This is a genomic window from Lacinutrix gracilariae (assembly GCF_042684485.1).
In the GTDB taxonomy this organism is placed as follows: Bacteria; Bacteroidota; Bacteroidia; order Flavobacteriales; family Flavobacteriaceae; genus Oceanihabitans; species Oceanihabitans gracilariae.
The window spans coordinates 65,429-81,226 of the sequence record NZ_JBHULM010000001.1; the positions used below are offsets into that span (position 1 = coordinate 65,429).

Annotated in this window: 8 protein-coding genes; all 8 read left to right on the top strand. The window is 28.4% G+C overall.

All coding sequences use genetic code 11. From position 1 onward, the window contains the following. Window positions 1-2: 2 nt before the first annotated feature. The 8 genes from ACFSSB_RS00315 to ACFSSB_RS00350 are packed head-to-tail and all read left to right on the top strand — an operon-like array spanning window position 3 to window position 15,471. On the top strand, window positions 3-1,280 hold the full coding sequence (locus ACFSSB_RS00315; RefSeq protein ID WP_379899772.1) for an ABC-three component system protein: 1,278 nt from the start codon (window positions 3-5) through the stop codon (window positions 1,278-1,280). Beyond that, window positions 1,277-1,957, top strand: coding sequence for an ABC-three component system middle component 1 (locus tag ACFSSB_RS00320; protein ID WP_379899774.1), 681 nt, complete (start codon window positions 1,277-1,279; stop codon window positions 1,955-1,957). The genes ACFSSB_RS00315 and ACFSSB_RS00320 overlap by 4 nt, the downstream gene beginning before the upstream one ends. Beyond that, window positions 1,947-4,283: an AAA family ATPase gene (locus ACFSSB_RS00325; protein ID WP_379899776.1), complete on the top strand. Its 2,337-nt coding sequence runs from the start codon at window positions 1,947-1,949 to the stop codon at window positions 4,281-4,283. The genes ACFSSB_RS00320 and ACFSSB_RS00325 overlap by 11 nt, the downstream gene beginning before the upstream one ends. Continuing rightward, the gene (locus tag ACFSSB_RS00330) at window positions 4,276-7,335 is read left to right on the top strand and encodes a type I restriction endonuclease subunit R (protein ID WP_379899778.1); all 3,060 of its coding nucleotides are present in this window, start codon (window positions 4,276-4,278) and stop codon (window positions 7,333-7,335) included. Before ACFSSB_RS00325 ends, ACFSSB_RS00330 begins: the two co-directional genes overlap by 8 nt. A 24-nt stretch (window positions 7,336-7,359) precedes the next feature. After that, the gene (locus tag ACFSSB_RS00335) at window positions 7,360-11,007 is read left to right on the top strand and encodes an AAA domain-containing protein (protein ID WP_379899781.1); all 3,648 of its coding nucleotides are present in this window, start codon (window positions 7,360-7,362) and stop codon (window positions 11,005-11,007) included. Continuing rightward, window positions 11,000-13,225, top strand: a complete 2,226-nt coding sequence (locus ACFSSB_RS00340; RefSeq protein ID WP_379899783.1) for a PIN domain-containing protein — start codon at window positions 11,000-11,002, stop codon at window positions 13,223-13,225. Before ACFSSB_RS00335 ends, ACFSSB_RS00340 begins: the two co-directional genes overlap by 8 nt. A gap of 1 nt (window position 13,226) precedes the next feature. After that, window positions 13,227-13,865: a hypothetical protein gene (locus tag ACFSSB_RS00345; protein WP_379899785.1), complete on the top strand. Its 639-nt coding sequence runs from the start codon at window positions 13,227-13,229 to the stop codon at window positions 13,863-13,865. Between the two features lie 4 nt (window positions 13,866-13,869). Continuing rightward, the gene (locus ACFSSB_RS00350) at window positions 13,870-15,471 is read left to right on the top strand and encodes an AAA family ATPase (protein WP_379899787.1); all 1,602 of its coding nucleotides are present in this window, start codon (window positions 13,870-13,872) and stop codon (window positions 15,469-15,471) included. Window positions 15,472-15,798 lie beyond the last annotated feature (327 nt).

The window sequence follows — 15,798 nt, forward strand, 5'->3', positions numbered from 1 at the left end:
GAATGAAACAATTAATAGACCCAAATGACATACATACAGCAGCAGCTACTTGGAGTGGTTTTATATATCAAGGAAAAGTAGCATTGTATCACGTATTAAAATTATTAAACACAGATGCTAACGCTCTAGATTATTCTTTACAATTAGATTCGTTAGAAGATTTTGCAATAGTTGATGCAGACATAAACCCAATAACTTTACATCAAGTTAAAGCTATGAAGAGTAATTTATACTCAGCGTATAAAGATGCTTTTGATAAATTAGAACAGAGGTTAATAACTTTTCCATGTAATGGAGCGTATTTTCATGTTTCTACTCAAAACGAAAAAACCGATGCACAAATTAAAGCTATTCATCCCACAATAAATATTTATAATTATGGCGGTAGTTCTTTCTGTCAGTTAAAAGATATAAATAGTCTTTGTGAAGAACAGATAGCCTTATATTTAAATAATAATCAATTAGCACATTATAATAATGTAGAGAATATATCTGCTTTACGTAATGGCTTAGAGTCTCTTATCTGTTCTCAAATAATTGAAATACATGCAAATAATCACACATGTAACGGGTTAACAATATCTGAGGGTGCTTATTATTTTATAATTCCTCTTGAAAATTTTAAAGACAAATTAGTAAGTGACCCTACAACAATTTTAAATAAAGATTATTTTCTTTTTCTTACAAAAAACATCATAAATCATTATTATTTAGAGTTTTGTCATGATATTGAAGAGGAAGGAGAAGTGACTGAAGCAGAGAAAACAAAATTAGCTAATTATTTAATCCAGATTAATGGTTTAGATGATAAATCACTTGTAAAATTTATTCAATCTATATTACCTCATAGAGAGGTTAAATTAAATTCAATATTAGATTTTAAAAACAATAACATTGATAGCGAAGAGTTTAGGGATGCTTTTTTACAAGCATTACATCAACTCGTAGAGTCTAAAGGTAAAATTGGTAATAATCTAACATGGATAGGGAATGATAGATTAACTTATACAGCTACAGCTATAAATAGCTCAAATGCTAGAATAAAAAGTGTTTGTAGAAAAATTTACGATAACATTAATGAGGTTGATATAGAAGTACCATATGAAAGTGATAAACTGATAACCTCGTCAATAGAAGTTGAGTCAATTGAAAAGGTGCTTAATCACCAAACTCAAGTTGAAGATGTAGATGAAGAAAATATAAATAATGTTAATAATGTAACGAAATGGTCTAATGTTTCATTGACAACTTTAGAAAACGCTAAAAAACAAATTAAATGAGAGATTTAATCAAAATATTATTTAATCTACATAATTTTCAATTAATCGAATTAGAGTTTGGAGACTTATATATTTCGAATGATGACAGGAAATATTATTGGTTGGTTGTAGAGCAAAGTGATTTATCTAAAGTTATAGAATTACAAGATGAATGGTTTGAAAAATGTAAAGAGCACATAGTTACCAAGGAGTTTGATAAAAACACGTCATTATTAGTTTTAGCGAATAACGATAAAAATGAAATTCAAAAAAAAGAAATTTTATCAATAGAAGAAGACCCTTTTCAGTTTAAAAAATATGTGTTATTGTTCACATCACATATTTTAAAGCAACTTTTAGAACAAACAGAAAATGGTAATCCAGAAAAGATATTAGAGTTAATTGTAAATGAAAGTGTTTTTAATGAATATAAGAACAACTATTTAGAACCTACTTGGAGACATTTATTGTATAACCTTGCACATAAATTACCTTTTATTAAAATCAATGTAGAAGTTAATCAAACGTTAGAAAATCTATTTGAAGAAGCAGAAAAAACTTTAGTAGAAAAAGGATTGTTAGAATATAGTGCGTTTATTGAAAAACAACATGAAAAGGATATGTTCTCTAACTTAGATAGTCTTGATATAGATGAATTAATTGAACTATTAGATAACAAGACAGAAAATGGGAATTAAAATAAAAAAACTCTATATAAAAAACTTCAAAGTTTACAAGGAAGAAACTTTTAATTTTGAAGACAAAAGCCTAATTGTTTTTGATGGTCCCAATGGATTTGGTAAAACGACTATTTATGATGCTATTGAATTGTTATTTACAAATCAAATAAAACGCTATAAGAGATTAGACCATTTAATAGATGGTAGAGAAAAAAGAAATGAAAACCCACTATATAATGCAGAAGGTGCAGATGGTACAATTATTTTAAAATTACAATTTAGTTTTGATGATGTAGATTATTTTATTGCTGTAAAAAATGCTCAAGCATTAGAGCCCGTAATAAATTTTAACCATTTTATATTGTATCGCTTAAATAATTTTGAAGATGTTATCGATGATTCAAAAGAAGTTAACGATAACTTTCTTGAAGAAATGCTGGGTTTAAATTATAAGCAAGATTTCGAATTTATTAATTATGTAGAACAAGAGGATACTTTTCATTATTTAAAATCTAAAGAACAAGAAAAGAAGCAAAATATAGGCTATCTGTTTAATACGCATGATTTTAATGTGAAAATAGATAAATATTCAAACTTAAATCAAGCTATTGAAAAACAATTGAAAGGAGAGTATGGTTTACAATCACAAATCCAGTCACTTGATGAGTCTATTAGTAAAATCAAAGAATCTTTAAAAAAAGCAGATTCTATTTCATTCAAAAAAATGTTTGTAGATAAGGATTTTGAATGGGATAAAGAGAAAATTGATTTTAACAGAATTAGCTATAATCAATTATTTAATGATGACGATAATACTTTTCAACAACTAAAAAGCCTAATAATAAATAAAAGAGATTTTATAAATTATCTTCATAATAATAGAATTGATAGTCTTTTAGATAATGAGGATATTTTACAAAAATTCTACTATTATCAAAATTTTAGGAAAGAAGAAGAAAATATAGAAGAGGAGGCTGATTTTCTAAATGATGTTATTGATTTTAAAAAGTTATTCGAAGAATTTGAAATCGATGAGATAATTGAAAATGATTTCAATATGCCTGATATTATTCTTGATAAATATAGGGATAATGAGGTGATAGTTAAATATCAGCATATGTTGGATGAATTAACTATGGATATAAAGAATTCTAATTCAGCTGAAAAAATATATTCAAGAATCTTATCATCTAGAGATGCTTTAAAATTACACTTGGTTGATTATCATAAAAAGCTAAATAATAATAATGGTATTTGTCCATTATGTGGCAATGATTATAATTCTAGTGAAGAACTAATTAGAAATATAGAAGCACAAAGAACAGAAATTGAATTATTAAATAAAAATCTAGATCAAAAGCTTGTTGATGCTACTAAAACCTTTTTGACTTTTGTCAAAAACAGTTTGTTTGCCGAATTTGATAAGTTTACCAAAGATTTTGTTTATAATCCAGAATATTTTAAATCAGACTTTTTTGAAATTGAAGCGAATAGAAAACTTGATAGAATTGAAGATAAATTAGAAAGCCTTGGCATTGATTATTCTGAAAGTATTTCAATTGAAATAAAAGAAAATATTTTTGGTTTTGAGACTTTTGAAAGTATAATTGAGAATCAAAAACTAAAATATAATCAAGAAAACATTGATTATTATTTTAGCGATATTTTCGGGGATTTCTTTTCTTCAAATCAAAAACTTCTTCAAGAAATAAGTTTAGATGACTTGAAAAGTAAAAGAAAATACATTGAATGGCAATATTCAATTTATCAGAATAAATTACTTGGAGAGAAAAAAGAAGAGTTAATTATTCTAAATAAAAAAAACAAAAAATTATCTGATTATCAAGTTCAAATAAAAGCAATTATAGATGTTTTAAATGAATCTCTTAGTAAATATAGTAGTCAGTTAATAAAGGATATAGAATTGCTATTCCATATATATTCTGGTAGAATTGTTCAAGATTTTCAAGGAGGTTTGGGATTGTTTATAATTGATAGAAGAGATAAAATAAAATTTGTGTCTTCACCTTCTAAAACTTATGATGCTATTTTTTCAATGAGTACAGGTCAGTTATCAGCACTTGTTTTATCATTTACACTCGCTTTAAATAAAAAGTATTCAAAAAGTAAATTACTGCTAATTGATGATCCGGTTCAAACAATGGATGATATTAATACCGCTGGATTTGTTGAGCTATTAAGAAATGATTTTTCAGATAGACAGATAATCCTATCAACCCATGAACAAATGTTATCTAATTATGTAAGATATAAATTTAAGAAATTCAATATTGATTCATTGAGTCGAGACTTAAGTAAAATAAATAATAATTCAGATGCATAGCCAAACCAACGAACAAGCTTTAGAAGCAGCCATAGAAAGAACTTTAACAGGAACTTGCATAGAAGACCTTAAAAAGGATGGTATGTCTGTAGATGCTGTAAACGAAAATGTAGAAGTATATAGAACAGGAAAAGGTTATTACATTGGGCAACCTTCTAACTTTAATGCGCAATTTGCTATAGATGAGCAGTTCTTTTGGGACTTTTTAGAAAGTACCCAAAAAGAAGAACTAGAAAAGCTACAAAAGCAAAGCGACTGGAAATTAAAAATTCTAAATCGTTACGAGCGTTTGGTTAAAAAATATGGGATTCTGTATCTGCTTAAAAAAGGCTTACAAGTAGACGATGCGCATTTTACCTTGTTTTATCAATTACCATTGGCAAGTAGTAGCCAAAAAGTAAAAGATAACTTTGCTAAAAATCGTTTTAGCGAAACCAGACAATTGCGTTATAGCATAGACAACCCAAGAGAAGAAATAGACATAGTATTGTTTATTAACGGTTTGCCTATTGTAACCATGGAACTTAAAAATGCATGGACAGGTCAAAATGCCAGAGTGCATGGGCAACACCAATATAAAACCCAACGCGATACCAAACAACCTTTATTACAGTTTGCACGTTGTGTGGTACACTTTGCTGTAGACACAGACGAAGCGTATATGACCACCAAGCTAAATGGTAAAAGCACGTTTTTCTTACCCTTTAACAAAGGAAATAAACATGGTAAAGGGAATCCTGAACTACAAAAAGGAGAAATAGGCCACAGAACAAACTATTTATGGAACGAGGTTTTTACTAGAGAAAGTTTAGCAAATATTATTCAGCATTTTGTGCGTTTGGATGGTAAAAAGAAAGATCCTTTACAAGCTAAGACTTTATTTTTTCCAAGATACCACCAAATGGATGTGGTACGTAAAATAATAGAAGATGCAAGTAAAAAAGGTGTTGGACAAACTTATTTAATTCAGCATTCTGCAGGTTCAGGTAAATCTAATTCTATTACTTGGGCAGCCTATCAACTCATAGAAACCTATCCAGAAAATAGTAATGTACCAGGAATAAAAGATGTAGAAAGACCTTTATTTGATTCTGTGATTGTAGTTACCGACAGACGTTTGTTAGACAAGCAAATACGTGATAATATTGCAGATTTTTCGGAAGTTAAAAATATTATTGCACCAGCTCATTCATCTAAGGAATTAAGAGAGAACCTAGAACAAGGGAAGAAAATTATTATTACAACCATTCAGAAGTTTCCATTTATGGTTAAAGATATCTCAGATTTAAGTGATAAGCGATTTGCGGTGATTATTGATGAAGCACACTCTAGCCAAAGTGGTTCTGCACATGATAACATGAATAGAGCCATGGGACAGCAGTTTAATCAGGAGGAAGAGGTTGATGCTCAAGATAAAATAGTACAAGCGATGCAATCACGTAAAATGCGTGGTAACGCTAGTTATATGGCGTTTACAGCCACACCAAAAACCATTACATTAGAAAAATTTGGAGTACAACAAGCCGATGGTAGTTTTAAACCGTTTCATTTATACTCTATGAAACAGGCTATTGAAGAAGGCTTCATTTTAGATGTGTTAGCAAATTACACCACCTTAAAAAGCTATTACGAAATAGAAAAATCTATTGAAGAGAATCCGTTATTTGATTCTTCAAAAGCACAAAAAAAATTACGTGCTTATGTAGAACAGCATCAACAGACTATTAATACCAAAGCAGAAATAATACTAGATCATTTTATTCCTAAAATTGTCAATCAGAAAAAACTTAAGGGAAAGGCGAAAGCCATGGTGGTTACCCAAAGTATTGAATCTGCTATTCGCTATTATAAAGCCTTACAAACTATTTTAAAGGACAAAGGACGTCCATTTAAAATAGCCATTGCCTTTTCTGGAACTAAAGAAGTCGATGGTATAGAATACACAGAAGCCGAAATAAATGGCTTTGCAGAAAAAGACACACGCATTAAGTTTGATGAAGACGAGTACAGAATACTAGTAGTCGCAAATAAGTACTTAACTGGTTTTGATCAACCAAAACTCTGTGCCATGTATGTAGATAAAAAATTGCAAGGCGTTTTAGCAGTGCAAGCATTATCACGATTAAACAGGGCAGCAACCAAACTAGGAAAGAAAACAGAAGATGTTTTTGTGTTAGACTTTTTTAATTCGTCTACAGACATTAAAGCATCATTTGATCCTTTTTATACAGCCACATCTTTAAGTGAAGCTACAGATGTTAATGTATTACATGAATTAAAAGAAGTATTGGATGATGTTGGTGTTTATGAATGGAATGAAGTAGAAGATTTTAACATTAAGTTTTTTAATAAAGAGGACGCACAAGTATTAAGTCCGATTATAGAACATGCAGCAGAGCGTTTTATCCATGAACTAGAATTAGAAGATGATGATAAAGCAGACTTTAAGATTAAAGCAAAGCAATTTGTAAAAATATATGGACAAATGGCATCGATTATGCCCTTTGAAATGCTGCAATGGGAAAAACTATATTGGTTTTTAAAATTCTTAATTCCTAAATTACCTATAAAAAATCCAGAAATAGATGCTTTGGATGAACTTTTAAGTTCGGTCGATTTGTCTACCTATGGTTTAGAACGTGTGCGTTTAAATGAGACTATAGGCTTAGACGATTCGGATAGTGAACTTGACCCTCAAAATCCAAATCCTAGAGGTGCCCATGGTACAGATGAAGATAAAGACCCTTTAGATTTAATTATTCAGAGTTTTAACGAAAAGTGGTTTCAGAACTGGGAAGTTACACCAGAAGACCAACGTGTAAAGTTTATTAGTTTAACGAAATCGATACAAGCGCATCCAGACTTTCTACAAAAAGTAGTAGAAAATAGTGATGAGCAAAATAAGAATTTAGCCTTTCAGAAAATTCTTGATGAGGTCATGTCTAAGCAACGCAAACAGGAGCTAGATTTATATAGATTGTATGCTAAAGATGATGCCTTTAAAATCGCGTTTTTTGATACTATGAAGCGTATGGCTAGTGTAGGGAAATAATTATAAATAATTAAAAAGAGAATAATGGCATACCACAATGAAGATATTTTCGATGACGAACCTATAGAACTAATAATAAGATTCGAAAATAAAGCAGTAAGTACTCTTGATAAACAAAATAATGGCAGCTTTGAAGAATTAAAAAGATGGATTGAAAACAAATCAATAAAATGCTTCTTTCAAAAGAAAAATGAAGACGAGCATAAAGTAACTTTTCAAATTGAAAAGAAGCAAATAGAATTAGTTTTAACATGGCAAGAGCAAACTTTCGATTATAAAACAATTATAAATCGAAACTCAAAAAATGTAATAGTAGACATTCAACAACTCAATTCAGATGAATATACTGTAGTCGAAGATTGTGTTATAAAACTAATAGACTTCAAAACACCATATCGCTCGCCTAGAGAGTTAGAAGATTTATATAATAAAATATGCAATCTTGAAATTTCTCCAAAATCAGAAATTGAAAATCAGCAAGAAATTTGGGATAAATGGATTGAAGCACAACAGCTTATTCTTAATAAAAATTCTCAACCTATAGAAATTGTAAACTATGATCAGCCTATACAGTTTAATGAGTCACGTTATCAATTTCGAGTTAAATTAAAACAGGAAGAAAACCCAGAATTTAAGAATATTGAAAAGGTTATTTCAGAAGAACCTTTCAATTTAAACGAACGAATAAATCCTGATGGAAGTCTGTTTTTGAGGTTTAAAGATATTAACGATGTATTAGATAGAGTTATACAAAAAGATTTTACAACCATACTCGAAAGGAATAAACAAATTGGTTGTGTTATAAAAATCTCGCCTTTTTCAATATCAAATAAAATTAGTGAAACGTTTAACAATCGTTTTATAGTTTCAAATAATAGCGACACCATAAATGTTTACATAAATAATTTATCTCAAAAAAGAGAAGTTATTGATAAAATGTTTTTAGAAGAATTCTACTTAAATAATTACGGAGCAGAATTTGAAATTAATTGGCCCAAGAACATTAAACTAGACAACCAAATTAAACTAACTAACAATCAGTTAGGAAAATTAAACCAAAACACATTCTATTACTCAAGCAAAGATTTAACTACTTTAAAAATTAGATATGATGAATTGTGTAAAATTTTCAATAAAAAAAATGTGAAGTCTAAAGTATATCTAAACTTTAGAACATCAACTTTAAAAAAATTACAAACGTTTAATTCTTCTAAGTTTTCAGGTGAATTTTGGACTAAGATAAAACGAGAATGCTATTCCTTAGATTTCGATACTAATATTAGCGAATCTCAAAAAACTATTGCATTCGATTTTACAAACTTTAAGGAACTAAATGAACGATTTTATAAAGTAAAAAACCTTGGGAACTTCCATATTGTAAAATCACCTTTGGATGACAATTTTAAATTCAAAGTAAAAATTGACATAATAGCCAAAAAGTCTAAAAAAGAAGAGTTCTTAGATAAAACAAAACAAATTTCAGGGTCTGAGTTTACTATAGACAAAGGAGAAAAATTTGATTATAAAGAAAGGTTTGTTGCTATTGGTAACCTAAACGGAAAATATTCTGATTATAATAATTATATATTTAATCTGCCTTATCATGGGCCTAATGATAAAGCTCAGACAAAAAGGTTTTTAAAATTTATAGAAGAAGAACCTAAAATAAAATTTGTAACACCAAATTTAAGAGGAGACAAAGCTAAAATATCTTGGCTAAATGAAGCAATGAATAAAATTACTAATCCAAAAGGTGGATTAGACTTAAAACCAGTAAACGAAAAAATCAAGGATTTTATTTTTGATAGTTCAAAGGCTGAAGAAATTTATAAAAACCTCTCTAAAGATGGGGAAGAATGGAATGAATTAAAAAGACACGAATTACTAATTTTAAACGATTCTCAAAGGAAAGCGGTTCTATCTGCTTTAAACTGTACAGATTTAGCATTTCTTCAAGGTCCACCAGGAACTGGTAAAACAACAGTAATTGCAGAAATGATTTGGCAAATGGTAAGAGTTAATCAGGAGCAAAAAATTCTTTTGACTTCTGAAACAAACCTTGCTGTAGATAACGCATTAGAAAAATTACTAAACAAAAATCATACACTAGTAAAACCGATACGTTTTGGTAAAGTTGGTAAATTTGAAGAAGAAGGAAAAAAATATGCAAGGGAACGCATAGAGAAATGGGTTGATGAAAAATTTGAAACGGATGATAATTATGAAAATGAAGTTTTAGAGGAAGATGATGTTGAAATAGTTGAAGAAGATTTTTACCATAATGCTGTACAATTATGGATGCGAAGAATTGCGGACAATTCTCAACAGTCTAATCCAAAATATAGTGATATTATGAAAGATTGGGCTTTTGAAATGGCGCAACCAGACAAAGAAATGAAAACGGTATTTAAAGATAAATACTTTAAATATGCGAATGTTATTGGTAGCACAAGTAGTTCCGCAGGAAGTCCAAATTTTGGAGCAGATTATCAACGAATTTTCAATGATTATGAAGGAGATTTTGATTCAGGTGAGTTATACAAAAGTGCTAAGTATTTAAGTAAAAAGCATAGTGATTTTAACGGTTGGTATAAAGGAATAAATTTATTAGAGGTAATTAAACCTATTGAATTTGATACGGTAATAACAGATGAAGCAAGTAAAGCGACACCACCAGAATTATTATTACCAATGTGTTTTGGACGTAAAAATATTATCATTGGTGACCATAGACAATTACCACCAATGCTTCACGATAAGACTTTCAAAGAAACATTAGAATCACTTGAAACAAATGAAGCTAAAGAATTAGCATCAGAAATTAATAAGGACTTTGTAGAAACTTCTCAATTTGAAAGATTAATAATGCATCCTAAAGTTTCACCAACCATTAAATCTACATTTAATGAACAATATAGAATGCATCCAAAAATCAACAATGTAATTAAACAATTTTACTTGGATGAAGGTGGTTTGGAACCTGGAAAACCTTTAAAGGAAAATGCAAATGACCCAAATCTAAATAATCCATTTTCTAGACATCACGGATTTTTACTTAATAAATTTATTAATCCAGATATTCATACTATTTGGGTTAATGTAGATGAACCAGAAGAATTAAGCGGAACATCGAGAATAAATAATTATGAAATTGAAGCTGTTGAACTAGTCATAAAACTTCTTAAAAAATCAAATGGTTTTGAAGAATATATGAAACATTGGCAAAACAGTAACGACCAAAATAAAGCTCACGAAGAACAAGAAATTGGTGTAATTAGTTTTTACGGACATCAAGTATCAAAACTGAAAGAAGTCGCCTTAAAAGCAAGAAATAAATATGATATACCAGTTCGTTTAAATACAGTCGATAAGTTTCAAGGTATGGAAAGAAATATCATTATTGTTTCAACAGTAAGGAGTGATAAAAAGATAGAAAACGGAATAATAAAAACGAATAAAGATGTTGGTTTTGCTAAATCACCTAAACGATTAAATGTAGCACTATCAAGAGCCAAACGATTATTAATAGTCGTTGGAAATAAAAATATGTTTTACAGATTTAAAGATAAAAATGGAAACCAAATTTATAAAAATGTAATTGACACTATAAACGATGAAGGAATTGTTGTTGATTTCAAAACCTTAAAAAAAGAATTTGGTGATGATGAATAATTTAGACTACAACATATTTAAAGCTATAGAACAAGATAAAAAACTAACAGAAATATATCTTGGGTATCAACCTTTTGAATGGTTTTTTACAAAAGCAAAGTATGCTGCAACTTGTACAGAAGCAGTTGAATTCACATTATTTGATAAAACTATTTGTGGCCTACTAAATATTGAAAGAGCTTTGAGTATAGAGAAAATTGGCGAAATTTTAGGTTTCAATGTAATAGATAATCCAACTCAAAATAAATATAAAGATTTCGCTGAATATGAAATATTAAAGGAAGCACTTCAAAGCCTAGAGGAATTTGAAATGATAACGACAGGAGATAGTTTTTATTCTTATTGCCAATTAACTGATATTGGAAAAGAATATTTTCAAAAAGGTAAAAAATTCAGAGTACATACAAATAAAAGATTTGAGTTATATTTTGATAATACAAATAATGACCATTCAAAAGCAAAAGATAATTTTGAGTTTTTGAAAAGTGTTAATGCCGAAGAGAATTCAATTAATTCTAGCATTAATTATGAAGATGAACAACTATTAAAATCATTTTCAGAAAATCAAATCCCTGAAATCTATAATGTTGAAAAAATGAATTCTTTTAAGGATTCTGTTCTATTAGAAAAAGAACATAAATCAGCTACTTTATATGCAGTCTTTTTAGTGGATACAATTTCAGGAAAATACAAAACTTTTGTTTATGATGAATATTCAAAAACAATCAATGACTATTTTTCTATATATTTAAGAAAAAATAAAGAAAAGGCAGACAATTTATTTTTTCAAGTTTTACAAAAATATACTTTTTATCAAAATCCAACTTCTGATGATTTTTTATACAGAGAAGAATTAATTAAATCTCAAAAAGAAATTGAAAGGATAATAGCTGAGGATAAAAATATTTCAGAAGAAATCGCTAATAACATCAATCAACTAAAATTTATCGAGCCTTTTATGTTTATTGATAGATTAGATACAATTATCAAAAATTCAGAAAATGAAGTTTGGTTGATGTTTAATAAGGTCTCAGGTTTATTAATTGAAACATTAACTAAAACTATTAACAATATAAAAGATAAATACCTTTTCATCTATCTTCCTATTAATGATGATTTAGAAACTGAATTAGAAGCGTTTAGAAGTGAAGTTTCGGAAACTTTAAATGCATATTTAATAATTGGCAATATAGATGAGTTTAATGTAATTACTGAAAATTCAAACAAAACATTTATATACAAAAAAGAAACTTTTCCTTTAGAAATAAATAGTAAATCAATTAGTTGTCATCTTGTTAATAAACATTCAGGGTTTGACCTAACAAATGATAATAAAGATTTTAAATTAGATTTTGCAGATGAATATGTACAGGGTTTAATAGGGGAAATAAATTCTGTTATTTCAGAAAAAGTTAGTAATAATAATTTATCAGATTGTACTATTCAAGAAATTGAAGCGATTGATTATAAAATGAAACCTTTTTATAATGTTTCTAAATACAAGTCAATTTTAAATGAAATTAAAGTGACTAAAAGTTCATTATTAATTGCTGTTGAAAAAGCTAGGAAAGAAAAAGTACAATCTTTTATTGATTCAATGTTGGAAGAGCTTAAAAGTTTAGACTTGTCTGATGAAAGGAAATTTAAAACTTTAAAATCAAAAATAAATAAAGAGAAAGAAAAATTTGAAGAACAAGAAACAAGTTTATTTTTAGAAGTTGAAAAGAAGTTTTTACTTAAAGAGAAAGAGTTTGAACTGATAAAAAAGAGAAAATCAATAATTATTGATACAAATATTCTAATTGAAGAACCTAAAATTATAGATGTAATAGGTCCACTTCAAAATATTGTCTTTTCTAAAAAAGTTATTGACGAACTTGATAATAAAAAGAGAGATTATAAAATTAAAGATAAAGCTCAACAAGCAATTAAGGAAATACTTAAACATCAAAAGGATAAATATATATATTTCGAAGAGAGTAATACCTCAAACCTATCTAATGATTATGACGAAGATTCACCAGACAATAAAATCTTGTCTGTTGCGCTTAAGTACAAGAGAAAAAATCCGATAATTTTAACAAAGGATAAAGGATTAATGCTAAAGGCAGAAATTGAAGGAATACCGGCAAAAAACATTGAAGAATTGTCGAGGTTATTGTCCTTGAGTAAAAAAAGTTTATCAAAAAGAAAGTTAAACCATATAAAAAAACGATAATATGTCTTGTTTTGAAACATCCACTTTCCTGAAAAATCCTCAAGTATTTAAAACAGAGGTTTTTATTGAGGCAGTTAAGAAATTTAACTGGGAATATGAAATTAAAAGTGATAACGAAGTTATTGTTACTAAAATACCTAATACAAAGCTTCACGGAGAATATGCTATAAAAATTAAAAACGGTACAGTAACTTATAACAGTTATTACTTAAAAAACGGAAAAGAATTAGTTAAAGAATTACAGAGTGAGTTTTTTACATTGAATGTCGAATACGCAAAAAAGACGATTCTTACTGAATTTGAAAGTGTTGGGTTCTCTCTAAAAAAGGACTATGACTTTGAACCAAATGAAGAAGTGAAAGAGAAGTTTTTTATGGTTGGTTATTCTAAACTAGAAAATGAGGATGAAAAACGAACTGAAATAGAATTTTCAATTCTAAAAGATGGTACTATTATTTCTGATTCAAACTACATTCCATATGATGTTCACGAATTAGCAGATAAAGCAATGGAAGGAATAGAAAAGTCATTTGGAAATACTAGAAGAGAAGGAATAGAAATAAAAAGAAAAGAAATACCTGTAAGATATAAAAACAAGTCTTACTGTAGTGCTTCAAATAAAATCATAGCAAAAAATTAAAACAATGGAAAAATCATTTGACGATTTAAAATATATGCTTGACGCAAATTATCCTCTAATTTATCTTGCATCACCAGAATATGGACGCATAATTCAAAAAGTTAGAAGTACAGCATTTAGAAAAGGATATACATTTAGCACTTGGGATATTGTTGATGGATTACAAATTCATAATAAAGATGAAAACTCAAATAAATTAGATAAAGTTGAGAAACATCCAAATAATGGCGAAACTAAAAATCCTGATTCTTTTCTTGAATTTTTATTAAAAGGTAATAATGAGAACCAAGAATCAAAAGAGATTTTTATTATTGAAGATGCACATAAACAATTTCGAGATGAAAAATTTGTGGTTCAATTAAGAAAGCTTACACAATATTTTAAAGTCTTAAACAAACACTTATTGTTATTATCGCCATTTTTTAAATTGCCTATTGAACTAGAAAAGTATGTGACAGTTCTAAATATGCCTTTACCAGATAAAAATGATTTAGAAAAAAGGTTGAATGTAATAACAAAAGGTGAAGTTGTAAATGATGATTTAAAAAATCTAATTCTTGACGCAGGTGCTGGATTAACAGATGTTGAAGCTGATTTGGCTTTTCGTTTAGCAAAAGAAAAAGTTGGCTTAAATAGTAAAGATGCCATTAGAATTATTGCAAGTGAAAAAGAACAGATAATCAAGAAAAGTGGTATTCTAGATTATTATCATACAACAGAAAATTTAGATTCAAGCGTTGGTGGTTTAGATAGTTTAAAAGTTTGGCTGAAACAAAGAAGTAAAGCATTTGAAAGAAAAGCGAAAGTATTTGGTTTAAAAGAACCAAAAGGAATGTTGCTTTTAGGTGTTCCTGGAACTGGTAAAAGTTTAACAGCAAAGGCAATTGCAACAGAATGGAATCAACCATTATTAAAATTGGACATAGGTAAAGTATTTCAATCAGAAGTTGGTAGTAGTGAAAACAATATAAGAAATGCAATAATGACAGCAGAAGCAATTGCACCTTGTGTTTTGTGGATAGATGAAATTGAAAAAGGTCTAAGTGCTGGAGGTGGAGAAAAAGATGGAGGCACAAATTCAAGAGTATTTTCAACCATTTTAACTTGGATGCAAGAAAAAACGAAACCAGTTTTTGTTGTTGCAACTGCGAATAATATAAGTAATCTTCCACCTGAACTTTTAAGAAAAGGTCGTTTTGATGAAATCTTTTTTATAGACTTACCAACAAAAAAAGAAAGGAAAAATATATTTGAAATTCATCTAAAGAAAAATAATCAATCAAATATAACCGACTACAATCCAATAATTGATGAATCTAAATATTTCAATGGAGCTGAAATTGAAGAAACTGTAAAAGAAGCAATGTTTAAGGCATATATTGAAAACAATGAAGAACCAGCAATTAAATTATCACACCTAATTGAATCTGCAAAAGCAATTGTTCCTCTTGCTATTACAATGAAAAATAAAATTGACGGATTAAGAGATTGGGCATCAACAAGAGCTAGACCAGCAAGTTCTGATACAGATAAAGAGGATTTAAAGAAAGAAGAAACTAAAGAACAAACATTGACAAAAAGAGAAAAGGAAGAAGATATTTTTTAAAATGCAGTTTTCTCATTTTATTTAAATAGTTTACAATTAAAATAGGATAAAAAACAAAGGCATATTAGAATTAGTGTGTAATATAGTAAGAGAGGTCCGTTGAAATTTTATACTTTAACTATAGAATTTTAACTAACCATATCTAGTCTATCTCTAGATTCCATTATAGTTTCCTAACCATAAGAATTAAACCCAAGCAATGTGCTCAACCCTTAATTTTCACATAACATTAGGGTTTAAAATTCTAGGTGGTGGTAATACTACAGTAATATAGTTAACGGTAAGTTAGCGCTAACTTAATAAAACGGTTTTTATTAATTAACATGT

Bases quoted from the DNA above. Each gene is read 5' to 3' on its own strand.
- ACFSSB_RS00315 (WP_379899772.1), top strand. From the start codon at position 3: ATGAAACAATTAATAGACCCAAATGACATACATACAGCAGCAGCTACT.
- ACFSSB_RS00320 (WP_379899774.1), top strand. From the start codon at position 1,277: ATGAGAGATTTAATCAAAATATTATTTAATCTACATAATTTTCAATTA.
- ACFSSB_RS00325 (WP_379899776.1), top strand. From the start codon at position 1,947: ATGGGAATTAAAATAAAAAAACTCTATATAAAAAACTTCAAAGTTTAC.
- ACFSSB_RS00330 (WP_379899778.1), top strand. From the start codon at position 4,276: ATGCATAGCCAAACCAACGAACAAGCTTTAGAAGCAGCCATAGAAAGA.
- ACFSSB_RS00335 (WP_379899781.1), top strand. From the start codon at position 7,360: ATGGCATACCACAATGAAGATATTTTCGATGACGAACCTATAGAACTA.
- ACFSSB_RS00340 (WP_379899783.1), top strand. From the start codon at position 11,000: ATGAATAATTTAGACTACAACATATTTAAAGCTATAGAACAAGATAAA.
- ACFSSB_RS00345 (WP_379899785.1), top strand. From the start codon at position 13,227: ATGTCTTGTTTTGAAACATCCACTTTCCTGAAAAATCCTCAAGTATTT.
- ACFSSB_RS00350 (WP_379899787.1), top strand. From the start codon at position 13,870: ATGGAAAAATCATTTGACGATTTAAAATATATGCTTGACGCAAATTAT.